Here is a 23,793-nt window from a genome sequence, read left to right on the forward strand (position 1 = left end):
AATATGATAAAACTAATTAAATCAGCATTGTTTTGCTTATGCGTTGTTAGCATCAATAGTGTATTTGCAAAAAGTAGCATTAGCGACGATAAATTTCGTCAGCTTGAAGAAAATCTACCAACACCTAATGCTTATCGAACGGCATCAGGTGCTCCTGGGCATCAATATTGGCAACAAAAAGTTAACTACAAAATTAACATTGAGATAGATGATAAAACTCAGCGTTTAACAGGCTCTGAGAATATTGAATATATTAATAACTCACCGGATACACTTCGCTATATTTGGTTACAGTTAGATCAAAATCGATTAAAAAGACAATCAAACACTAATAAAACTAGCACAGCCCCAAATAAAAAAATAACATTTAGTGGGATGCGTAGCATAGTCGAAGGTGATAAGTTTGATGGTGGTTATAATATAACCGCAGTTACTGATAGCCATAGTAATGCCATGAAATATATTATTAATAACACCATGATGCGTATCGATTTAGCTAAGCCATTAAAGTCTGGTGACAAAGTTAGTTTTAATGTTAAATGGAATTATCAATTACACGAACAAAAAGTGTTAGGCGGACGCTCTGGTTACGAGTATTTTGAAGAAGATGATAACTATTTATATGAAGTAGCGCAGTGGTTTCCTCGTGCAGCTTCATATTACGACGCTATGGGTTGGCAAAATAAGCAATTCTTAGGTAATGGGGAATTTGCTTTAGAATTTGGCGATTATGATGTGAAAATTACGGTACCTGCCGACCATATAGTAGCCTCTACAGGCGTTTTGCAAAATGCCAATAAAGTATTAACCAAAACACAACGGGATCGTTTAGCTAAAGCTAAAACCGCTAAAAAACCAGTGCTTATCGTGACTCCAGACGAAGCCTTAAAAAATGAAAAATCTCGTTCAAATAAAACTAAAACATGGCACTTTACTGCTAAAAATGTTCGTGACTTCGCTTTCGCTTCAAGTCGCAAGTTTATTTGGGATGCTCAAGGTTACAAAAAAGGCGGAACGGATACTATGGCAATGTCTTTCTATCCGAACGAGGGAAATCCTTTATGGGAGAAGTATTCAACAGAAGCTATCATTCATACCATGGAGCAGTACAACAAGTATACTTTCGACTACCCCTATCCGGTTTCTATTTCTGTTAATGGACCTGTAGGCGGCATGGAATACCCAATGATTACCTTTAATGGTCCACGCCCCACATTAGACAAAAAAACAGGTGAAAAAACATATTCTCGTCGTACCAAATACGGCTTAATAGGTGTAATCATTCATGAAGTAGGTCACAATTATTTTCCTATGATTGTAAATTCTGATGAGCGTCAATGGACATGGATGGATGAAGGTTTAAACACATTTTTACAGTTTTTAGCAGAACAAGCATGGGAAGAAAACTACCCTTCGCGTCGTGGCCATGCTAATGGCATGACCACATACATGAAAAGTAGTAATCAAGTGCCTATTATGACGAACTCAGAGTCTATTCTACAATTTGGAAACAATGCCTATGGTAAACCTGCTACAGCATTAAATATTTTACGTGAAACAGTAATGGGCCGTGAATTATTTGATTTTGCATTTAAAGAGTATGCTCAACGCTGGAAGTTTAAACGCCCTACCCCAGCTGATTTTTTCCGTACAATGGAAGATGCATCTGCAATAGATCTTGATTGGTTTTGGCGAGGTTGGTTTTACACAACAGATCATGTAGACATTGCTCTTGGTGACATTCACTTATATCGCCCTAACAGTCAAAACCCTGACGTTGAAGAAGCTTGGGAGCGAGCCTTAGATAATGAAAATCCAACTTTTATAAGCGACTTACGCAATAAAGGTGCTTGGGTACGTACTGCTGAAAAGCCTGAACTGCTTGATTTTTATAACGAACATGATGAATTTACAGCAACGAATGCTGACCGTAACAGTTATAACAGTAAACATAAAAAGCTTAAACAATGGGAAAAAGATCTTTTAGTTGATAAGCGTAATTTTTACATTATTGATTTTAATAACCTTGGCGGTTTAGTTATGCCAATAATATTAGATCTTACTTATGCTGATGGTGAAGTTGAACATGTGCGTATTCCTGCTGAAATTTGGCGAAAAAACTCTAAGTCAGTTTCTAAGTTATTTATTCGTGAGAAAGAAATAACCGCCATTACCTTAGATCCGCATTGGGAAACAGCAGACGTAAATGTAAATAATAATTACTGGCCTGCTCGTCCAATTAAGTCAAGATTTGAACTTTATAAACGCAAAAAAGCCGATATGATGCGTGATTATAATGTAGAACTAAAATCTGCAGACGACAATAAAGAAGATGACACTAATAAAAAGGAAAAAAGTAACTAGTGGCTAATAAATTTTTCTTTAAATTATTTTTATTTATTGCCATGGGCTGGAGTATACAATGCTTCGCCCACAAATATTTTTTTGGGTTGACTGAGCTTTCAGTCAACCCAAGAACCCATACCCTTGAAGTTATTCATCAATTTACCGCTCATGATATTGAGAATTCAATTGCAGAATTAACGCAAGAACGTTTCTCTCCTGAGCATGAAAAGTATGAAGAATACATACAGCAATATTTCAATAAACGTTTTACTATTAGTAAGTTAGGTGATGAAATCAAGTTGAATTGGATAGGTTTAGAAATCGTGAATGGTAATATGTATATTTATCAAGAAGCGCCTTTCAAAAACTTTTTATCAGGAATAGTGGTAAAAAATGAATTACTCGTCGATACTTATACCAAACAAGTAAATACTGTGAATTATCAAGATAATAAAGTCCAAGGTAGTTTAACTTTTACCAATTCACAGAAAATTGCTAATATTGATAACACTAATTAGTGAACAATGATTTACATTTGCTAAATAAGTATGCAAAATCAGTTCACTAGTATTAACTAAGGTTTTGGAAAACTTCATGAATGTAGAGTTTATTAACCCGTTTTTATCTTCGATGCTTAACGTAATGTCAACCATGGCACAAATGGAACTGACACCTGAAAAACCTAGATTAAAGAAAAATGAAGTAGCAGCGGGCGATGTATCAGGGCTTATAGGTATGGTAAGTGAGCAAACAAAAGGCTCTCTTTCTATCACTTTTGATGGTCCACTAGCTTTAGCCACAATGAAAGGCATGGTTGGGGAAGCTCCTGATGAAGTTAATGATGAGATAACAGATCTAGTCGGCGAAATAACGAATATGGTTACAGGTGGTGCTAAGCGCATGCTAAGTGAAAAAGGGTTCGAATTTGATATGGCAACGCCTATGGTTGTATCAGGTAAAGATCACACCATCAAACACAAAGCCGATGGACCGATTGTAATCATCCCACTCAGCTCGCCTCATGGAAAAGCTTATATTGAATTTAGTTTCGATAAGTAAATAATGCTGAGCATGGCCAGGCATAGGTTCTGGCTATAATTAACTTTCTCACCGACAACTATGTGGTTACAACACGAAATTCAACTCAGCCCAAAATCAAGAGGCTTTCACCTGATAACTGCAGATGTTATTGATGCTTTACCAGTGATTAAGTCAATTAAGATCGGTATTGTTCATATATTTATTAAACATTCTTCAGCATCTTTAACTATCAATGAAAATGCTGATCCCACCGTTCGTTCAGATCTAGAAGCACACTTTAATCATTTTGTACCAGAACGCGCCGCTTATTATCAGCATACTTATGAAGGTGATGATGATATGCCTGCACATATAAAAGCAAGTATATTAGGCAGTAGTCTCACAATCCCAATTAGTAATGGTCGTTTAAATCTAGGTATTTGGCAAGGGATTTACTTGGGCGAGCATAGAGACCATGCTGGTAGTCGCACGATAATTGCAACAATTCAGGGCTAATTTACTCTATACAAGTGTCACCTTTTTTTACAATAGCTAAAAAAAAATTCTCAATAATAAATTAACCGACTGTAATGTATATATTTTCTTATATCGGCTTAGTTATTGCACTATTTTGTACTGCAGTAGCATATTTATGTGCTACTTTTGCAAAAATAAATGTCGTAGCAGACGTAACAATAAGGTTTACCCATGCATATAAAAAATTTTATTAAGTCAGCAATTATCATTTCAACGATGATTACTATACCGCAAGCAAGCGCCAGTTTGTTATATGATCAAAACATTTCACCTGATGTAATTATGGGCAGTGGTGTTACCAATGGTGGATTCACCACTGATCAATATACTTTGATAGACACGCAAGGGATTCTTGAAAATATTGAATTAGGGCTACGCGCTAAATTACGTCACGATCCTGCTAATGGTTTTGCACCACAAAACACTTATAATAGTAACGGCGATGGCACGTATAGCTTCAATTCCGGTCAAACAATTAATGCAAGTACTGGTGAATGGAGCTTTGAATGGTCTATAAATACCGGCCCCTTAATGTTAGCTGACTATACTTTTTTTCTGAGTATGGTTGGACCTAATGATAATGAAGGATTTGACGTTATAAATGTACCTTGTGCAGATCACTCCTTAGGTAATATGTTTACTGGAAATGGGGCTGGCTCAGAAGTTGATTGTACTAGTGCTACCGCAAACATAGATTATACTGCTGCTATATTAAGCAATAGTGTGGCGCAAAACTCATGGAAGCCCAACTGGTTTTTACCCAACTTCGATCCAAATATGGACGGTACATATACTTTCGCACTATCAGCGTTTGATTTTTCTGGTCGAGAAGTAGCTAAAACAGAAATCAGTGTCTTAGTTGGAGACACAACGCAGGTCCCAGAACCCGCGAGCCTTATTCTTTTAGCTTTAGGCTTATTTGGCCTAAGAACAAAAAAAGCATAATAAATAAAGGGCATCGAAAGATGCCCTAATAAATTATTTTAATGTCATTTGTACACGCCGGGTAATATTGCATAATAATTCATAAGGAATAGTTGTCGAATAACGCGCTATTTCTTCAACAGCCAATCCATTACCCCACAAAGTAGCAACATCTCCAACTTTGTCCATTGAATTAATACCTAATTCGACCGTAATCATATCCATCGATACACGACCGACTAAGGGTACTCTTCTACCATTTAACAATATAGGGGTGCCATTTTCAGCATGTCTTGGATACCCATCACCATAGCCTATCGCAATAACACCAATTTTAGTGGCTTTATCACTTTTCCACGTTGCACCATATCCAACAGTTTCACCAGCCGAAATATGGCGGATGGCAATGACACTAGATTGCAAAGTCATTACTGGGTTAACCGTGATTGTTTCATTCTCTTCAGGTAATGGCGACACACCATATAATAAAAGTCCAGGGCGAATCCATTGGTAATGGGATTCAGGGTAATTAATAATTGCGGCTGAGTTTGCCAAAGAACATTCGTTATTGGTACCGGCAATAGTTTGCTCAAATAATCTAACTTGGTTATCAGTGTCAGCGTTATTATTATCATCCGCACAACCTAAATGGCTCATTAAAATAATCGGTTGTTGAATATTTTTACTTTGTGAAAGCTGTTGATAATATCGAGGAAAATCTCTTGCATCGATACCGAGTCGATGCATTCCAGTATCTATTTTTAACCATACTTTTAAAGGACGATCTAATTGAGCGTTACAGATAGCATTTAATTGCTGTTCATTATGAACGATTGTTTGTAAGTTATTTACCGCTAATACAGGCAAATTTTGTGGTTCAAAAAAACCTTCTAATAAAACGATGGGTTTAACAATACCATCAGCTCTTAATGCTAATGCTTCGTCGATGCGAGCGACCCCAAAAGCATCTGCTTGAGGGAGAGATCTAGCAATTCGTTCTAAACCATGTCCATACGCATTAGCTTTCAATACGGCTAAAACCTTAGATTCTGGTGCAAGAGATTTTATCTTGGTGAAGTTATCAACTAGTGCTGATAAATCAATAGTCGCTGTTGCTGTTGTAATAACCATTTAAGTCACTAGTCTTCATCTAAAACATGAGAACCGGCATAATTGTCAAATCGTGAATATTGGCCTTGGAATGTTAATGCCACACGCCCAATTGGACCATTACGTTGTTTTCCTATTATTATCTCTGCCATACCTTTGTATTCTGAATCATCGTGATAAACTTCATCTCTATAGATAAACATAATTAAATCAGCATCTTGCTCAATAGACCCCGATTCACGTAAATCCGAGTTTATTGGACGCTTATCGGAACGCTGCTCCAAACCACGGTTAAGTTGAGACAGAGCAACAACAGGTACTTCTAGCTCTTTCGCTAAGGCTTTAAGCGAGCGTGATATTTCAGCAATTTCTAAAGTACGATTATCTGAAAACTGTGGGGCACGCATTAATTGCAAATAATCGATCATAATTAAACTAATGCCGCCGTGATCACGAGCAATTCTTCTAGCGCGTGAGCGAACTTCAGTAGGCGTTAAACCCGCAGCATCATCAATGTACATTTTGCCTTTTTCGATCAATAATCCCATGGTTGACGATAATCGAGCCCAGTCTTCATCTCCCAACTGCCCGGTTCTAATTTTAGTTTGATCAATACGGCCAAGTGATGCCAGCATCCGCATCATAATTTGTTCAGAAGGCATTTCTAAACTAAAAATAAGAGCAGGTTTATCTTCTGTCATCGCTGCATTTTCAGCTAAGTTCATTGCGAATGTTGTTTTACCCATAGATGGGCGAGCTGCTACAATAATTAAATCTGATGGTTGTAAACCAGCGGTCATTTTGTCAAGGTCGGTAAACCCCGTAGATACACCGGTTACCCCATCATGCGGCTGTTGATAAAGCTTTTCAATGCGATCGACTGTTTTCTCTAAAACCGAATGAATATTTTCGGGCCCTTCTGACTTATTTGCTCTTTGCTCTGCTATTTGAAAAACTTTCGTTTCAGCAAAGTCGAGTAAATCTGCACTAGTTCGCCCTTGTGTATCATAACCAGCTTCAGCTATTTCATTAGCGACACTTATCATTTCACGTGTCACAGCTCGTTCACGAACAATTTCAGCATACGCAGTAATATTGGCTGCACTCGGAGTGTTTTTCATCATCTCCGCGAGATAGACAAAACCACCAGCATCATCAAGCTTTTGGTCATTCTCCAAGGCTTCGGAAAGCGTAATTAAATCAACTGGTTCACCTAGCTCAATTAAAGCGCCTATGGTTTCATAGACAATGCGATGTGAACGTGAATAAAAGTCTTGTGCTACGACTTTTTCACTCACACGATCCCACGTTTCATTATCAAGTAATAATCCACCCAATACCGACTGCTCTGCTTCTAGAGAATGCGGAGGGACTTTTAAATCATCTACTTGCTGATCTCGTGAGAACTTTTTATCTTTTGAGAAATTTGTTGGCTTACGATCCGCCATTTATACACCTACATGGGCTAAAAATTAAGCTCAGTTTACACCGAGTTTGAAGAAGACTAATGTAGCAGAAATTTGTTTGTAGGAGAAAGAAATTACGTGATATTTACACAATTAGCCAGTAACACATAATTGATGAGTTGCTGGCTAATTCATAACTACAATTTACTAAGCTTGATATCACCACTTACTGTAGTTGCTTTTACTGAACCATTTCCATTACCAGTGGTAAAATTAAGCTTTTCATTTGGTGTATATTTGCCTCGTTCAGCTTTATCGAGGGTCAGCATATTCTCAATTGAGCCGCCAGCATTAGTTTTTAAACGAAAGTTTGCTTCAATGTTATTAGCAAATTTAATATCAAAGTCACCACTCACACTCGAAAGTTTGACTGATCCGTTTTCATTAAGAGATAGGTATGTTTGGTTATCACCACTGACCGTACTAATATCTAATTCGTCTACAGCTGCTAGCTTTAAATCAATATCTCCACTAACTGTCTCAACCAATATTTCGCTTGCATTACTTTTAGATCGAACGCCACCACTGACGGATTTAATAAAAACTCGCCCTGATGAGTTTTTATCTTCGAGATCACCACTCACTGTTGAGATTTGAATTTTTCCTGACAAAGCTTTACTTTCGATATCTCCGCTAATACTGTTGATATCAATGATGTTATTTAAATGACTAGCTGTAATTTCGCCACTGACAGTTTTAATATCAACTCCTTGTTTAAATCCTTCAATATTAACATCAGAAGAAACACCACTAAAACTTACTCTTACATGATTGGGAATTTTAATTGTTAAATTAGAGCCATTATCATTACGCCAACTACGTTGATTATTTGGCATCTCGACTTTGATGATAATGGTTGCGCCAGAGTGCTCGAAAATAAAGGCTTGCGCTTTATCGTCAAGTTCCCCCTGAACAGACACATTTTCATCATTACTTTCAATAATATTAACTTTGCCACGTTGATTCTCAATGACAACTTTACTGGCGCCATTTAAGGCTAATGTTTTATTTACACTATCACCGGCATAACTTATAGTTGAAACGAGCGCCATTAAAAGCAAAACTAATTTTATTACATTACTCATAACTACCTCTTATTGTTAAATCGTTTGCCATTGTGGGCTATATATCTGCTGCAAGAAGTCTAATTCTTGTTGCTGGGTCCATCGCAATAAATTAAGTAAATCACTATTATAAGGATCCGCTTTAAGTGCCTTATTTATAGCCGTTCGTGCTAACGCTAATTCTTTTAATTGCTTTTGCGCCTCTGAAGACAGCCCTTTGGAGCTACTTTGTCCATAACTTGTTAGTATTAACTGCTTATTTTTTTCAAAATTTTGTTCCATCATTAACGCTAAATTTGAAGGTGCTTGCTTTATCTGTGTTTGTGGATAAAGTGCTCCCCAAGTTAGTAAGATAGCGGCAATCACAGATGCTGCCCATGCTAAATGTGTTTTTCTTTTAAATATCGAGCTAGATCTTTCTTGCGCTTGATGTGCAATTGCTCTTTCCACACCAACCCACAGATCTTTGGTTGGGGTTATTTCTGAACTTAACTGAGTAATTTCTACTTCTAACTCTTGGTCAGTTTTTTTTCTATTGTTCATCAATCCATCCACTCTCTGAGTAAACTTCTAGCTCTATGATATTGAGATTTACTAGAACCAACAGCCATACCTAACATAGTCGAAATTTCTTCATGTCGATAACCTTCTACAGCAAATAAAACAAATACTAATCTTGCACGTTCAGGTAAACGCATTATGTGTTTATCTAGCTCAGAAAGTTCAGCCATTTCAACGGTTATCTCATGTACCCCTTGTTCTTCAATACTGAATACTTTTTGTAGCCAATTTTTTTGTTTTCGTAAATATCCCAGAACAATATTTGTAGCAACACTGTGTAACCAAGTTGAAAATTGACTGTCACCACAAAAACTCGATATTTTCAGCCACAGTTGCACAAAAATTTCTTGGCAAACATCTTCTGCACTACTTTTGTCCGCAAGCATTCGCCAACAAAGTGCGTACATACGTCTATGATATCGAATGTATATTTGATGAAATGCTTTTTGATCACCTTCTTTAGCCGCTAATATCCATTCAGCTTCTTTATCTTGGCTAAATAACTCTTCGGCGTTTATGATTTTTTCTGTATCCAAAAAAGCAGTGCTCAATCGTTGATAGTATTAGATTAGATGTAGTATCGCGGAAAAAGGTTTAAATGAAAGATAAGTTTTTCTTATAGAAAAATATTAGGCACAAAAAAAGCGCCATAATAGCGCTTTTTTGTCTTGGCAAAGTAAAAATTACTTCTTGCTAAGCGCACCAAAACGTTTGTTGAATTTATCAACGCGACCACCAGTCTCAGCAGCTTTTTGCTTGCCAGTATAGAATGGGTGACATTCTGAACATACGTCTAAGTGAATATCTTTACCACGTGTAGAACGTGTTGTAATAACGTTACCACAAGAACAAGTTGCCTTGAACTCTACGTAATTAGGATGAATACCGTCTTTCATGGGAAACCTCTGTATAGGCTGTATCGCCACTTGGTCTTTGCCAAGCACCATACAAATTTAAATTAATGGGGGCGCATAATAATGCATCACTTTACAGATCGCAAGTAACTATCTTCTATAATCACTCTTTTTTGACAATCATTTCTCTAATAATCATGAAATAAAAAAATAAATGTGATGATTTCTTGGTTTTATTGTCAGTTAACGTCAAAATAAGCCAATGTTAACTGATCAATTTAATAGGTAATTTGTGCAGGAATATTTCATTCAAGTGGCCATTCCTGTACCAATGCGCCAACTTTTTACTTATAAACTACCAGAGAGTATTCCGCAAACAGATATTCATGTTGGTCAACGTGTCGTTGTACCTTTTTCCCATCGAACAGTTATCGCTATTGTTATTAATATAAATCAACAATTACCTGACAATATTGATATTAAAAAAATCAAAACTATTATTTCTGCTAATCAAGAGCAAACTCAATTACCTAGCTCTCTATTAGCACTCTTAAGCCTTTGTGCTAACTATTATCAACACCCCATTGGTGAAGTAATGCAAACAGCGTTACCCGCCTTATTGCGAAAAATAGATACACCAAGTGCACTACCTAACATGCAATGGTTTTCATGTAATGAAGTTAATCAGGACGATATCATTAGCATGACTAAAAAAGCGCCTAAACAATATCAGTTATACAAATTACTACTACAGCATAATGGGTTATCTTGGAGTGAATTAAGAACGCTAGGTTTTAGTAAATCTCAATTAAACACACTCGAACAAAAAAAAATAATAGTACAAAAGGAAGTTGTAACACCTACTTATAAATGGCAAGACGGTTTAAATGAAAAAGATAAATTATCATTATCAACCGAACAAGCAATTATTGTTTCAGCAATTGATAATTCGCTTGATCATTTTTCTTGCCATTTAATCGATGGCGTAACAGGCAGTGGGAAAACTGAAGTTTACCTGCAAGCTATGGAGCAAACTATTGCCAGCAACAAACAAGTGCTAGTACTAGTTCCGGAAATTGGGCTAACACCTCAAACATTATCGCGTTTTGAACAACGCTTTAATGTCCCTATTTTTCTTCATCACTCAGGACTAAATGACGCAGAACGCTTAATTACTTGGCAACAAGCTCATTTAGGTTGCGCGGCAATTGTCATCGGTACAAGATCTGCGGTATTTACCCCTCTACAAAAACTTGGGCTAATTATCATTGATGAAGAACATGACAGCTCATTCAAACAACAAGATAGTTTCCGTTATCACGCGAGAGACATTGCCATACTGAGAGCTCGCCAGCTAAACATACCGATTGTTTTAGGTACAGCAACCCCGAGCTTTGAAACACTCAATAATGCGTTACAACATAAATATCAGCATCATAAACTCACGCAACGTGCTGGTAATAGCATTCAATCTAAAATTACCTTAATCGATATTGCCAACCAACCTCTCAATTTTGGTTTAGCAAAACCTGTACTTGAAAAAATGAACAATACCTTAGTACGAGGAGAGCAAGTTTTAGTATTTCTTAATAGAAGAGGTTTCGCGCCTGCTATTAATTGCCAAGAATGTCATTGGATTGCTCAATGCCAACGTTGTAATAAGCCTTATACCTATCATAAAGGTCAAGGCTTACTCATTTGTCATCATTGCGCAGGACAAAAGCGTCTGCCTTCACAATGTCCAGAATGTGGCAGCATAAGAGTAACCCCTATCGGTCAAGGCACCGAGCAAATAGAACAGCATTTACAAGAACAATTTAAACAATTCTCAACCATAAGAATTGATAGAGATAGTACGAGACGCAAGGGCGAGCTAGCTAAAATACTCAAACAAGTCACAAACAAAGAACATCAAATACTTGTGGGTACACAAATGCTAGCCAAAGGTCACCATTTCCCAGATGTTACTTTAGTGGTAATGCTCGATATTGATGGAGCACTGTTTAGTTATGATTTTCGAGCCGCAGAACATATGGCGCAACTACTTATCCAAGTAGCAGGCAGAGCTGGTCGTGCAAGTAAACCAGGTAAAGTACTCGTACAAACCCAATACCCACAACATCCGCTTTTACAGGATTTAGTGCATAACGGCTATCGTCACTTCGCCAAACAAGCTATGCTTGAACGACAATATGCAGGTTTGCCGCCTTTTGGTTATCAGGCTTTGATCCGTGCTGAAGCAAATTTCCCCTCTTATCCTGAAAAATTTCTTCGAACTATCGCCTCGCTTAATTTTGAACATTGTGAGGTAGCTGGACCTATGCCCGCTGCAATGGAAAAACGAGCAGGAAAATATCGTTTTCATTTATTACTGCAAGCTAAAAAGCGCTCATTTTTACATCAAGCATTAGCACAACTCCTCGTCAATATCGAAAATAACGAGTGGGCAAAAAAAGTCAGATGGTCAATGGATATAGATCCACTTGATTTGAGTTGGTAGACACAAATGTTTTTTAACACTGAAATACGTGATATTTTCTAAATGACTCGTTACAATGCCAACAGCATTATTTTCTCCTTTTATGTAGTGATTTATATTAATGGCACACCAAGACTACGTTTCGCGTAAAACAAACAAAAAAAACAATCCTTATAAAAGCAATAAGCAGCCACCTCAACCAAATGATTCAACAAAGCTTAAAGTGGTTGTATTTATTACCTTGATCGCGCTCATTGCCTTTGCTTATGGTTTATGGCAAATCAACGATACCGCTGAAACCCCAACTGAAACAAAAACCCTTACAGCTGCACCTAAAACGACGCTTCCTGAACCGCCAAAGGAAAAATGGGATTATCTTGAAAAATTAAAAACAAAAGAAGTTGAAGAAGGGCAATATGAAGTTGAGGAAAAAGGCCCTTACAAACTGCAATGTGGTTCATTTAGAACTCAAAAACAAGCCGAGGTTTTAAGAGCTAATATTGCATTTGTTGGTTTAGAATCACTCATCAGAAAAGCACCAGGTACCAGCTCAACTTGGTATCAAGTTTACCTTGGTCCTTATGCTAAAAAACGTAATGCTGAAAAAGATAAGCATAGATTACGCAGTAATAATGTGAATCGCTGCCAAGTGTTATTATGGAAATAACATTTTTCCCCTTGAAAAGTTAATATATTCCCTTATCTAGTAACAATAGAGTTTAATCGGCATTTGGCTGATAATGAATAGAGGTTTATTGTGACTACGATAGTTTCTGTAAGACGTAATGGTAAAGTTGTCATCGGTGGTGACGGCCAAGTTTCACTTGGTAATACGGTAATGAAAGGTAATGCACGTAAGGTACGTCGCTTATACAACGATAAAGTACTCGCAGGTTTTGCCGGTGGTACTGCTGATGCATTCACTTTATTTGAACGCTTCGAAAGTAAATTAGAAATGCATCAAGGCCACCTTACTAAGGCCGCGGTAGAATTAGCAAAAGATTGGCGTAGCGATCGCGCTTTACGTAAGCTAGAAGCATTACTTGCTGTAGCGGATGAAACAGCATCATTAATTATTACGGGTAACGGTGACGTCGTACAACCAGAGCATGATCTTATCGCTATAGGTAGTGGCGGTAATTTTGCTCAGTCAGCCGCACTAGCCTTACTAGAAAATACTGAATTATCGGCAAAAGAGATCGTCGAAAAGTCGTTAAAAATTGCTGGTGATATCTGTGTATTTACCAACCAGCAACACACCATTGACGAACTTTAACCGCCCTGTCGCCCGGTAAACATAAGGAATAAATAATGTCGAATATGACACCTCGTGAGATAGTTCACGAATTAGATAGCCACATCGTTGGTCAAAGTGATGCAAAACGAGCCGTTGCTATTGCATTAAGAAACCGCTGGCGCCGTATGCAATTAAATGAAGAATTACGCGCTGAAGTCACCCCTAAAAATATTTTGATGATAGGTCCTACGGGCGTGGGCAAAACAGAAATTGCTCGCCGTTTAGCTAAACTAGCTAACGCGCCGTTTATTAAAGTAGAAGCGACTAAATTCACTGAAGTGGGTTATGTGGGGAAAGAAGTAGAAACCATAATCCGTGACCTAACGGATATGGCAGTAAAGATGACTAAAGAGTTGGAAATGACTCGCGTTAAGCATCTAGCAGAAGAAGCTGCAGAAGAGCGTATTCTTGACATTCTATTACCACCAGTACGCGATGCTTATGGTAACGATGAAAAGTCAGACAATAGCAGCACTCGACAAACTTTTCGTAAAAAATTAAGAGAAGGTCAACTCGATGATAAAGAAATAGAAATTGACTTAGCAGCACCGCAAATGGGTGTTGAAATCATGGCACCTCCTGGTATGGAAGACATGACTTCACAGCTACAAAATATGTTTCAAAGCTTATCAAATGAAAAAACAACCAAACGTAAGCTAAAAATTAAAGACGCCTTCAAAGCACTTCAAGAAGAAGAAGCTGCGAAAATTGTCAATCCTGAAGATGTAAAAATGAAAGCCCTTGAGTCAGTAGAACAAAATGGTATTGTATTTATTGATGAAATCGACAAAATTTGTAAACGTGGCGAAAGCTCAGGACCTGACGTATCTAGAGAAGGTGTTCAACGAGATTTACTCCCACTAATCGAAGGTTCTACAGTAAGTACTAAGCATGGTATGGTTAAAACTGACCACATTTTGTTTATTGCTTCCGGAGCATTTCAAATGTCTAAACCCTCAGATCTTATACCTGAATTGCAAGGGAGATTACCAATACGCGTGGAATTAAAAGCCTTATCTGCCGATGATTTTGTGCGTATTTTAACCGAGCCTAATGCCTCGCTTACTGAGCAATATATTGCGCTATTAGCCACTGAAAACTTCCATATAAAATTTAGTAATGATGGCATAAAAGCTATTGCTAACGCCGCTTGGAAAGTCAATGAAACAACTGAAAATATTGGCGCTAGACGTTTACACACTATGTTAGAAAAGCTGACAGAAGAAATTTCTTATTCGGCTAATGACAGATCTGGTGAAGAATTAATAATAGATGAAGCTTTTGTTAATAATATTTTAGGTGATGTAATACAAAATGAAGATTTAAGTCGCTTTATTTTATAACTGTAGATTTATTCAAATAAATGAAAAGCCGTAGTGCTCAACACTACGGTTTTTCATTATGTAGCAGCTTCATTACACTTTAACTAAACTTTGAACTGATTCACTTCTTTATTTAGTACTTCAGCTTGTTGTGAAAGCTCTTCACTCATGTGCGAATTTTGTTTCGATGCTTGACCTGCTTCTTCCGCTACATCTCGTATCATAATAACATGTTGATTAACCTCAGCAGCTACAGTGCTTTGTTCTTGAATAGCAGCGGCAATGGTTGTATTCATATCCATTATGGTTGAAACATCTTGTGTGATCTCTTCAAGCATTGCTCCCGCAGTAGCCGCTTGATCTGCACTTTCTTGTCCTTGTGTACGACAACTCGCCATATGCGTTACAATTTCTTTTGTTCGCACTTGTAAGGAGCTAATAATCCCTTCAATTTCTTGTGTAGAATCCTGTGTTCTACTGGCAAGTGTTCTTACCTCATCAGCAACAACGGCGAAACCACGCCCCTGCTCGCCAGCACGTGCCGCCTCAATTGCTGCATTAAGTGCAAGTAAGTTAGTTTGATCTGCGATAGCACGTATAACATCTAACACCGAAGCGATAGTATCAGAGTCTTTTGCTAATTCTTGAACAACATCTTCAGATTCAACTAGTTTCGCTGATAATTCATCAATTTGTCGAATAGTAGCATCAACACCACCTTTGCCTTTCAGTGCATTTTGATTAGTTAAATCCGCTTTATCTGCTGCTGCTTGTGTATTTTGTGCTATTTCATCCACCGTGGCTACCATCTCTGTTACTGCGGTAGCAACCAAGTCAGTTTGTTGAAGTTGCGAGTCAACCCCTTCATTGGCTTTATGAATATTCTCAGATAAGTTCTGAGTAGCAACATTAACTGTGTCCACAGAATGGTTTACTTCAATAATTAAATTTCTAAAACTGGCAATCATTTTATTGAAAACATCAGCCATATTACCCAGCTCATCATTTGATGTAGACTCAATAACTATCGATAAATCTTTGGTATCGGCAACTTCATTCATTTTATTTTGAAGCCCTGTAATGCCAGTTAAAATGCTACGACTCATATAAAGGGCAAATCCAATGGCAATGATTAATACAACAATAAAAACTGTATAAGCAACGGTTTGAACTGATTCTACGTGTGCTTCAACCCCTTTGCGACTAGAGACTAAAATTCGATCAAGCACTTCATCTACTTGGTGCACGGTGGCACGCATTTTTCCTCTTAACCCTTGATCTGATTGAAATCCCATAGCTCTTTGTGCTTCAACTAACTTAGAAAATGAGTTGCTATAGCCTGTCATATTCGAAATGATTTGCGACTTAATAGAGCTGTCTAACTCACTAGCTTGCACATCATTAATAAACTCTGATGAGTCTTGTTGCCATTGTTCCCAATATTTGTCGTCTAAACGTAACATAAAATCTTTTTCGCTACGTCTCAACTGCAACATACCACTTAATAATTTATAATCGCTATTACCAATTAGCTCTTCTACTGAATGTACCGAACGTCTTAATTCTCCATACATAGCATCTTGAGAATCTAAGCCAATAATTTGTTGTTGCTCAACTATTTCATTAAAAATATCACTATAATCACGAATGACTTTCGTTAAAGTATTGAGCTCCGATTGTTGTTGATCTTGGTCAAAAAATATTTTTGATAATGTTTTGATATCACTATTTAATTCAAGCGTTTTTTGAGTAAAGTTATCATGATATTTAAGCTCTTTCCGCGCCAAAAAGTCTTTTTCATCACGCCTTAACTGTAAAACCTCTATTTCTATACTTCCTATAATTCTTGCAGTTTCAATATCTTTTTCAAGTGAACTAACTGAGTAAGTAAGCAATCCAAGCATAAAGATTAACGCTATTACTAATATCCCTGTATTGGCGATTAGTTTGTGTTTAATTAACATCTAGATTTGACCTTAAAACGTTTAAAAATGAAATAAATCAAGCATGAACTATTTGAGTATAGTCATGTATGGAAATTTTGCGTAAATATAAGCTTATGATTTATCATAAATTGGCTTATTTTTTGTATTTTTGTTCAACTAAATAAAAAATAAACTATATTGTCGGCTAAGGGTTTATATTCTTTAGTATTTTTTATTTTCATTTATCGAAGAATGGCATATACCTATTTAATTCAACAAGTAGTCAGGCTATACTCAATTAAAGTGATAATTTAACCCTTCTAGGATATTCTCATGGAATATAATACGTCAGAATTATGTAATATTTACGCCGACTTAATTGATGTTGTTGAGCCTATTTTTTGTAATTATGGTGGAAGAAGTTCATTTGGTGGTCAAGTAGTCACTATTAAGTGCTTTGAGAATAATGGCTTAATTATTCAACTTGCAGAAACAGAAGGCACAGGTAAGGTCATGGTTATTGATGGTGGCGGTTCAACTCGTAGAGCGCTAATCGACAACGATATTGCGCAAGTTGCTGCCAAAAATGGCTGGGAAGGTATTGTATGTTACGGTAGCGTACGTGATGTAGATATGCTAGAAGAAATTGAAATAGGCATTCAAGGTTTAGTATCAATCCCTGTAGGTGCAACTGACGAAAACATTGGTGACAATGATTTAGCTGTAAACTTTGGTGGTGTTACTTTTTTACCTGACGATCATATTTATGTTGATAATACCGGCATCATCTTATCGCCAGAACCTCTTGATATAGACTAAGGATGAATTAAAAGTCAGGTTAATTTATTTAAATTAGCCTTGATCAGAATTATTCTCAACATGCTCCTTCAGCCATTGTGCAGTCCATGCTTTAACATCGTCTAAATTTATACCATTGGTAATTAAATTTCCTTGACCAATATCTCCACCAATATCAACATATGTATTCTTTATTTCACTGTTATTAATCCCTGTAGCTATTAATGGTATTTTCATTTTACGAATTAGATTGATTAGCGCACTTATAATCGTTTTTTCTGATTGTCCTTCATTTATAGGTCCTTTCAATTGACTACAATCTACTTTAACTTGATCTATTGCTAATCTTCGTAAATACCTTAATGCCTCATAACTACCTGAAAAATTATTAATAGATACTTTTACGCCAATAGCCTTCAACTGATCAATAATTAATTTTGTCTTATCTGCAGCTTTAAATAATAACGCTTCATCTAATTCGATCACCAAATAACGAAGCGATGTGTAGTGTTTATCTGAAATTTCTTCAATAAATTCAATTAGATCATGTTCTAAAGCATCCTGGCTTGATAGATTAACACTGACTTGTACATAAAAATTCTCTCGATGCAATGATGCTATCAATTTACAGGCTCTTTCTATAATTTGACGCGTCAAATGATACATTTCACCACTATACTCAGCGATTTCAATAAACTCCTTCATATCGAGCTCATTGCCGTTGGTGGAATGCCAGTCTGTAAGCAATTCAAATCCAATAAGCTGACTTTCATTTAATGATATTTGCGGCTGAAGTAACCACGTTAATTTATTATCAATGATGTCTTGTTTAAGCCTCTCCATAATTAAAAGCTTCTGCTCGGTATAGATTGCCGTCTCCTGATTGAAATACCAAACTAATTGATGGTTTTGTTCGCTTTCAAGCAAAGCGTCACCAGCAAAGGCAATCGTTTGCTCGATATCGTTATTGTGTTCATTAACAAAAGCAACACCAAATTTTAAATCAAAATTCAATGAAAAACTCTTAAAGCTTAATGCGTGAGGAACCGCTTCATTTAGCTCTCGGCACAATTCTTCTACTAAAATTTTAATTGGATGATGGCTGGCATTTGCATCTATGGCTACAACAAAATCTAGCCCTTGTAAGCGCGCAATTCGTATAGGCGAGTTAGGCTGATGAAAGTTAACTAGCAGTTCATTATCAACTATTGATTTTTGAATGTTATAAGCTAATTGTAGTAATAAAATGTCAGAGTTTTGATGACCCAAAACTTTATTCACTTGAGCGAAATTAATGGGTTTAAAGACAATAATCGCTAAAGAACTAGGATCATGATGATTAAATTCGCGCAAGCAATGTAAGCTTTGATGGTAATTAGGTAAGTTTGTGATGGGATCAAAATGTTGAGTATTACCATATCCTTGTGATGACGGCGATTTATCGGAGGCGGTAGTCAGTTTAAGCATATTGTTTTTCACCACACTTCGACAATAATGAGCGATAAACATCAAATATATGACTATAGCGCTGATAATCACCCCGTAATCTGCCATTGTAGTCATCGACCGCAGATACACAGCGATACAATAGACACTAACTAAAAACCATATGACGAACTCTCTACCTAAATGAAACTTACTCATTTTATGCAGTAAAAGACCACCTATTACGATGAGCAAAAAATTTATTACACTAAATACTAGCCATAATTTATCATTATCTTCTGAAGGCAGAATTAATACACCTACAATAAATAAAGACAATAAGAGAAACGTAGATAAAGTGAATATAATTTTTTTCTTACCCGTTAATTTTTCCGCAATGCTGATCTGTAAAATTGCACTTACAAAGGCACTAGCACCAATCAGAACAAGATTAAATTGATTATCTTCAATTTGATTAAAAGCAAAGAGTTGTATTAATAAGGCGCCCGATAAAATAATAGGATATCTCAAACTAATGTCAGCAATAGGCTTTAATAACACTAGAATTAAAATAACAGGAATGATCATGCCTAGTACGAAAGCGAAGTTATTGTCAGTCAAAACCTGAGGCAACATTTCAGTAGCATTTGCTGGTAATGAAAAAAATACAACCCAAAAGCTACTCAAAAGTGTTGAGAAGCGAGAGAAAATACTATTAAAAGACGTGCTGGTGTTTCTCATAAACTACCTGAAACATACAAAATTAAATTGTACTACGCTAAATCATACGTCAGGTTAATCAAGTATGTCACTTTTGTACAGTAGCAATTAACAGTATAGCTGGACTACAAGCTATATCACTTGTTTACCTGAACGAAATAATTGCCTTAATGGATTCACACCAAACTGATAACACAGTTCCGCTGGTTGACTAATATTCCATAAAGCTATATCTGCATCAAAACCAACTGCCAGTTGCCCTTTTATATCTCCTAAACCAAGCGCTTTAGCGCCATTTCGAGTAACTCCGGCTAATGCTTCTGCTGGGGTTAAACGGAAAAAGGTACATGCCATATTTAGCATTAATTGAAGAGAATGTATTGGCGATGTTCCGGGGTTAGCATCCGTTGCTATTGCCATAGGCACATTGTATTTTCTTAATAATTCAATAGGAGGTAATTTTGTTTCGCGCAAAAAATAAAAAGCCCCTGGCAATAATACGGCCGTCATTCCAGATGCAGCCATGGCTTTAATACCAGTTTCATCTAAAAATTCAATGTGATCTGAAGATAATGCGTTATAACTTGCTGCAAGTTCCGTAGCCCCTAAATTTGATAATTGTTCCGCATGAACTTTTATTGATAAATTATGCTTATGCGCGGCTTTAAACACTTGTTCTGTTTGTGCTAAATCAAAGCCGATACTTTCACAAAAAACATCAATAGCATCCGCGAGTTTTTGCTTAGCAACTTCAGGGATCATTTCTTCACAAACTAGGTCAATATAAGCACTACTATTATCTTTATACTCAAGTGGCAATGCATGCGCACCTAAAAAGGTTCTTTTGACGGTTATCGGAAGAATTTCAGCTAATTGTCCGGCAACCTTTAGCATTTTTATTTCATTGATGGTATCAAGCCCATAGCCTGATTTAATTTCAAGCGTTGTCACGCCTTGTTGATGTAAACTTTGTAAACGCGGTAATGCACTATCTAATAACTCTTGTTCACTTGCCGCTCTAGTCGCTGTCACGGTTGAGACGATACCACCGCCGGCATTAGCGATTTCCTGATAACTCTTGCCTTGCAACCTCATTTCAAACTCATTGGCCCGATTTCCACCGTAAACTAAATGCGTATGACAATCGACTAGCCCTGGTGTAAGCCACTGCCCTTCGCCATCAATAATTTGAACAACGCTTTTATCATAGCTAGGTAGATCATTTATTTTACCCAGCCATGCAATTTTACCATCGGCAATAGCAAGTGCCGCATTCTCTATCGTGCCATATCCGCTTAAACCTTCAGCCATCGTAGCTAAATTTACGTTGATAAAAAGTGATTGCCACTGCTGAGTATGATTCATAAGGTCGCCGTAGTAGAATTGAGTTATTTAGCCTTAAACAATAACAAAAAGATCAATAGTTGTATATACAACTATTGATCTTTTAAAGTATTCATGCGATTGTATATACAACTGAATTGTCATTCAATTTAATAGGTATACAATGAGCCAAGCTAAAACGACCAAAGCCAGTAAATTTGCCATTATTAAGCAGTATATTTGTGAAAAAATTGAGTCAGGGCAATGGTTACAACATAGTAAGGTACCCTCAGAAAATGAATTAGCCGAGTTGTTTTCGGTGAGTCGAATGACAGCAAGACGAGCGCTACAAGAACTCACCGAACAGGGACTTTTAGTACGAACGCAGGGCGCTGGAACATTTGTTGCCACCTTTAAATCACAATCCTCATTGCTAGAAATTAGAAATATAGCAGATGAAATTGCCGATAGAGGACATAACCATCATGCCTTACAGCTTGTACTAACAAGTGTAACCCCTACTGATGAAATGGCAATATTACTTAATATTAAAGCGAATCAACCTGTTTTTTATTCAGAAATTTTACATTTTGAAAATAATGAAGCAATTCAACTAGAACAGCGATACGTCAATAATAAATTAGTCCCGAACTATTTAAATCAAGATTTTACCAAAATAACACCCCATGAATATTTATCACATGAAGCACCTCTGACCGAAGCAACCCATGAGATAGAAGCAGTAATAGCAAGCCAACAAATTTCACAATTATTGGCTATCAACACTCAACAGCCTTGCTTGCAAGTAAAGCGCCGCACTTGGTCAAAGCAAGGCGTTGTTAGTGTTGCCATTTTAACTTCCCCTGGCAATAAATATCGCTTGGGTAGCCATTTAGTATTTTAGAAAACAGATTAGGAACCGCTATGACTATCGATAAACGTATTGATGAAAGTAGAAAAATTCGTGCCGCACGCGGTAGTGAAATAACAGCAAAAAGCTGGTTAACAGAAGCCGCGAAACGCATGTTAATGAATAACCTCGACGAAGAAGTTGCAGAGCACCCACAATCACTGGTTGTTTATGGTGGTATTGGCCGCGCAGCGAGAGACTGGGAATGTTATGACAAAATAGTTGAAACACTCGACCGCTTAGAAGACGATGAAACCTTATTAGTGCAATCAGGCAAACCTGTCGGTGTATTTCGTACCCATAGCGATGCACCACGCGTATTGATTGCTAATTCTAACCTTGTACCAAATTGGGCTAACTGGGAACATTTTAATGAATTAGATAAGCAAGGGTTAATGATGTACGGTCAAATGACCGCAGGCTCTTGGATTTACATTGGCTCACAAGGGATTGTTCAAGGTACCTATGAAACCTTCGTTGCTATGGCTAAACAACACTTTAATGGTATCGCAAAGGGTAAGTGGGTACTTACTGGTGGTTTAGGTGGTATGGGCGGTGCTCAACCATTAGCTGCAACTATGGCTGGCTTTTCTGCACTAGTTGTTGAATGTGATGAATCTCGTATCGATTTTCGTATCAAAACACGTTATGTCGACAAAAAAGCAAAGACCTTAGATGAAGCACTAGCGATAATCACCCAAGCCAATGAAAAAGGTGAAGCGATTTCTGTGGGCTTACTCGGTAATGCCGCTGATGTTTTCCCTGAATTAGTTAAACGTGGCATTACACCCGATGTAGTGACCGACCAAACTTCTGCCCACGATCCGCTTAACGGTTACTTACCTCAAGGTTGGACCATGGAATATGCGGCGCAAATGCGTAAAAAAGACGAAGCCGCAGTAGTAAAAGCAGCAAAACAGTCTATGGCCATTCAAGTACAAGCGATGTTAGATTTACAAACAGCTGGTGCGGCAACAACCGATTATGGTAACAACATTCGTCAAATGGCAATGGAAGAAGGTGTTAATAACGCATTTGACTTCCCCGGTTTTGTACCAGCTTATGTTCGCCCACTATTTTGTGAAGGTATAGGTCCATTCCGTTGGGTTGCTTTATCTGGCGATCCTGAAGACATTTATAAAACTGACGCTAAAGTTAAAGAGTTAATTCCTGATAACCCACATCTGCATAACTGGTTAGATATGGCACGTGAACGCATTGCTTTTCAAGGCTTACCGGCACGCATCTGCTGGGTTGGTTTAAAAGACCGTGCTCGTTTAGCCGTTGCCTTTAACGAAATGGTTAAAAATGGCGAACTTTCTGCCCCCGTTGTTATTGGGCGTGATCATTTAGACTCTGGTTCAGTTGCGTCACCTAACCGTGAAACTGAAAGCATGAAAGATGGTTCAGATGCCGTTTCTGATTGGCCTTTACTAAACGCATTATTGTCAACGTCAGGTGGTGCAACTTGGGTAAGTTTACATCATGGTGGTGGTGTAGGTATGGGCTTTAGCCAACATTCAGGTGTTGTTATTGTTGCTGATGGTACTGATGCTGCAGAAAAGCGTTTATCACGCGTTTTATGGAATGACCCGGGTACTGGCGTTATGCGTCATGCTGATGCAGGTTATGATATAGCAATTAACTGTGCGAAAGAACAAGGATTAGATTTACCTATGGTAGACGGTGCTAACGGCAAACGAGGAGCTTAA

Annotated in this window: 21 protein-coding genes; 12 read left to right on the plus strand and 9 right to left on the minus strand. The window is 37.4% G+C overall.

All coding sequences use genetic code 11. The features are described from left to right. Positions 1-3 precede the first annotated feature (3 nt). From IE155_RS12160 to IE155_RS12180, 5 genes are all read left to right on the plus strand, one after another. Positions 4-2,364, plus strand: a complete 2,361-nt coding sequence (locus tag IE155_RS12160) for a M1 family metallopeptidase (RefSeq protein ID WP_189378521.1) — start codon at positions 4-6, stop codon at positions 2,362-2,364. After that, positions 2,364-2,864, plus strand: coding sequence for a DUF6702 family protein (locus IE155_RS12165; protein ID WP_189378522.1), 501 nt, complete (start codon positions 2,364-2,366; stop codon positions 2,862-2,864). The genes IE155_RS12160 and IE155_RS12165 overlap by 1 nt, the downstream gene beginning before the upstream one ends. A gap of 76 nt (positions 2,865-2,940) precedes the next feature. Then, complete coding sequence (locus tag IE155_RS12170) at positions 2,941-3,405, plus strand: chemotaxis protein CheX (RefSeq protein WP_189378523.1); 465 nt, start codon at positions 2,941-2,943, stop codon at positions 3,403-3,405. A gap of 60 nt (positions 3,406-3,465) precedes the next feature. Further along, positions 3,466-3,882, plus strand: a complete 417-nt coding sequence (locus IE155_RS12175; protein ID WP_189378524.1) for a secondary thiamine-phosphate synthase enzyme YjbQ — start codon at positions 3,466-3,468, stop codon at positions 3,880-3,882. Between the two features lie 192 nt (positions 3,883-4,074). After that, positions 4,075-4,848, plus strand: coding sequence for a PEP-CTERM sorting domain-containing protein (locus IE155_RS12180; RefSeq protein WP_189378525.1), 774 nt, complete (start codon positions 4,075-4,077; stop codon positions 4,846-4,848). Positions 4,849-4,881: 33 nt separating this feature from the next. Here IE155_RS12180 and alr read toward each other — a convergent pair whose 3' ends face one another. The 6 genes from alr to rpmE all read right to left on the minus strand — a co-directional run bounded on the left by alr (position 4,882) and on the right by rpmE (position 9,924). Continuing rightward, positions 4,882-5,952: an alanine racemase gene (gene alr / locus IE155_RS12185; protein WP_189378573.1), complete on the minus strand. Its 1,071-nt coding sequence runs from the start codon at positions 5,950-5,952 to the stop codon at positions 4,882-4,884. Between the two features lie 14 nt (positions 5,953-5,966). Continuing rightward, positions 5,967-7,385, minus strand: coding sequence for a replicative DNA helicase (gene dnaB / locus IE155_RS12190; RefSeq protein WP_189378526.1), 1,419 nt, complete (start codon positions 7,383-7,385; stop codon positions 5,967-5,969). 155 nt (positions 7,386-7,540) lie between these two features. After that, a complete protein-coding gene (locus tag IE155_RS12195) occupies positions 7,541-8,488 on the minus strand; it encodes a DUF4097 family beta strand repeat-containing protein (protein ID WP_189378527.1) in 948 nt (315 codons plus the stop codon). A gap of 15 nt (positions 8,489-8,503) precedes the next feature. After that, entirely contained in the window at positions 8,504-9,010 is a 507-nt protein-coding gene (locus IE155_RS12200; RefSeq protein WP_189378528.1) for a hypothetical protein, read from the minus strand. Further along, on the minus strand, positions 9,010-9,564 hold the full coding sequence (locus tag IE155_RS12205; RefSeq protein WP_189378529.1) for an RNA polymerase sigma factor: 555 nt from the start codon (positions 9,562-9,564) through the stop codon (positions 9,010-9,012). Before IE155_RS12205 ends, IE155_RS12200 begins: the two co-directional genes overlap by 1 nt. 147 nt (positions 9,565-9,711) lie before the next feature. Continuing rightward, complete coding sequence (rpmE, locus tag IE155_RS12210) at positions 9,712-9,924, minus strand: 50S ribosomal protein L31 (RefSeq protein ID WP_189378574.1); 213 nt, start codon at positions 9,922-9,924, stop codon at positions 9,712-9,714. Positions 9,925-10,174: 250 nt separating this feature from the next. On the opposite strand from rpmE, the gene priA reads away from it, so the two are divergent. From priA to hslU, 4 genes are all read left to right on the plus strand, one after another. After that, on the plus strand, positions 10,175-12,382 hold the full coding sequence (gene priA / locus IE155_RS12215) for a primosomal protein N' (RefSeq protein WP_189378530.1): 2,208 nt from the start codon (positions 10,175-10,177) through the stop codon (positions 12,380-12,382). 100 nt (positions 12,383-12,482) lie between these two features. Beyond that, on the plus strand, positions 12,483-13,028 hold the full coding sequence (locus IE155_RS12220) for an SPOR domain-containing protein (protein ID WP_189378531.1): 546 nt from the start codon (positions 12,483-12,485) through the stop codon (positions 13,026-13,028). A 90-nt stretch (positions 13,029-13,118) separates the two neighbouring features. Further along, positions 13,119-13,637: an ATP-dependent protease subunit HslV gene (gene hslV, locus IE155_RS12225; protein WP_189378532.1), complete on the plus strand. Its 519-nt coding sequence runs from the start codon at positions 13,119-13,121 to the stop codon at positions 13,635-13,637. 35 nt (positions 13,638-13,672) lie between these two features. Further along, a complete protein-coding gene (hslU, locus tag IE155_RS12230; protein ID WP_189378533.1) occupies positions 13,673-15,001 on the plus strand; it encodes an ATP-dependent protease ATPase subunit HslU in 1,329 nt (442 codons plus the stop codon). Positions 15,002-15,084: 83 nt separating this feature from the next. On the opposite strand, the gene IE155_RS12235 is transcribed toward hslU, so the two are convergent. After that, the gene (locus IE155_RS12235) at positions 15,085-16,944 is read right to left on the minus strand and encodes a methyl-accepting chemotaxis protein (protein WP_189378534.1); all 1,860 of its coding nucleotides are present in this window, start codon (positions 16,942-16,944) and stop codon (positions 15,085-15,087) included. 294 nt (positions 16,945-17,238) lie between these two features. On the opposite strand from IE155_RS12235, the gene rraA reads away from it, so the two are divergent. Next, complete coding sequence (gene rraA / locus IE155_RS12240) at positions 17,239-17,724, plus strand: ribonuclease E activity regulator RraA (protein ID WP_189378535.1); 486 nt, start codon at positions 17,239-17,241, stop codon at positions 17,722-17,724. A gap of 33 nt (positions 17,725-17,757) precedes the next feature. Here rraA and IE155_RS12245 read toward each other — a convergent pair whose 3' ends face one another. Further along, on the minus strand, positions 17,758-19,869 hold the full coding sequence (locus tag IE155_RS12245) for an EAL domain-containing protein (protein ID WP_189378536.1): 2,112 nt from the start codon (positions 19,867-19,869) through the stop codon (positions 17,758-17,760). Between the two features lie 111 nt (positions 19,870-19,980). Next, the gene (hutI, locus tag IE155_RS12250; protein WP_189378537.1) at positions 19,981-21,213 is read right to left on the minus strand and encodes an imidazolonepropionase; all 1,233 of its coding nucleotides are present in this window, start codon (positions 21,211-21,213) and stop codon (positions 19,981-19,983) included. 142 nt (positions 21,214-21,355) lie between these two features. Here hutI and hutC point away from each other — a divergent pair, with 142 nt between their 5' ends. Next, a complete protein-coding gene (gene hutC / locus IE155_RS12255) occupies positions 21,356-22,075 on the plus strand; it encodes a histidine utilization transcriptional repressor HutC (protein WP_189378538.1) in 720 nt (239 codons plus the stop codon). A 20-nt stretch (positions 22,076-22,095) separates the two neighbouring features. After that, the gene (gene hutU, locus IE155_RS12260) at positions 22,096-23,793 is read left to right on the plus strand and encodes a urocanate hydratase (protein WP_189378539.1); all 1,698 of its coding nucleotides are present in this window, start codon (positions 22,096-22,098) and stop codon (positions 23,791-23,793) included.

The organism is Thalassotalea profundi, from assembly GCF_014653195.1.
Taxonomy (GTDB): Bacteria; Pseudomonadota; Gammaproteobacteria; order Enterobacterales; family Alteromonadaceae; genus Thalassotalea_B; species Thalassotalea_B profundi.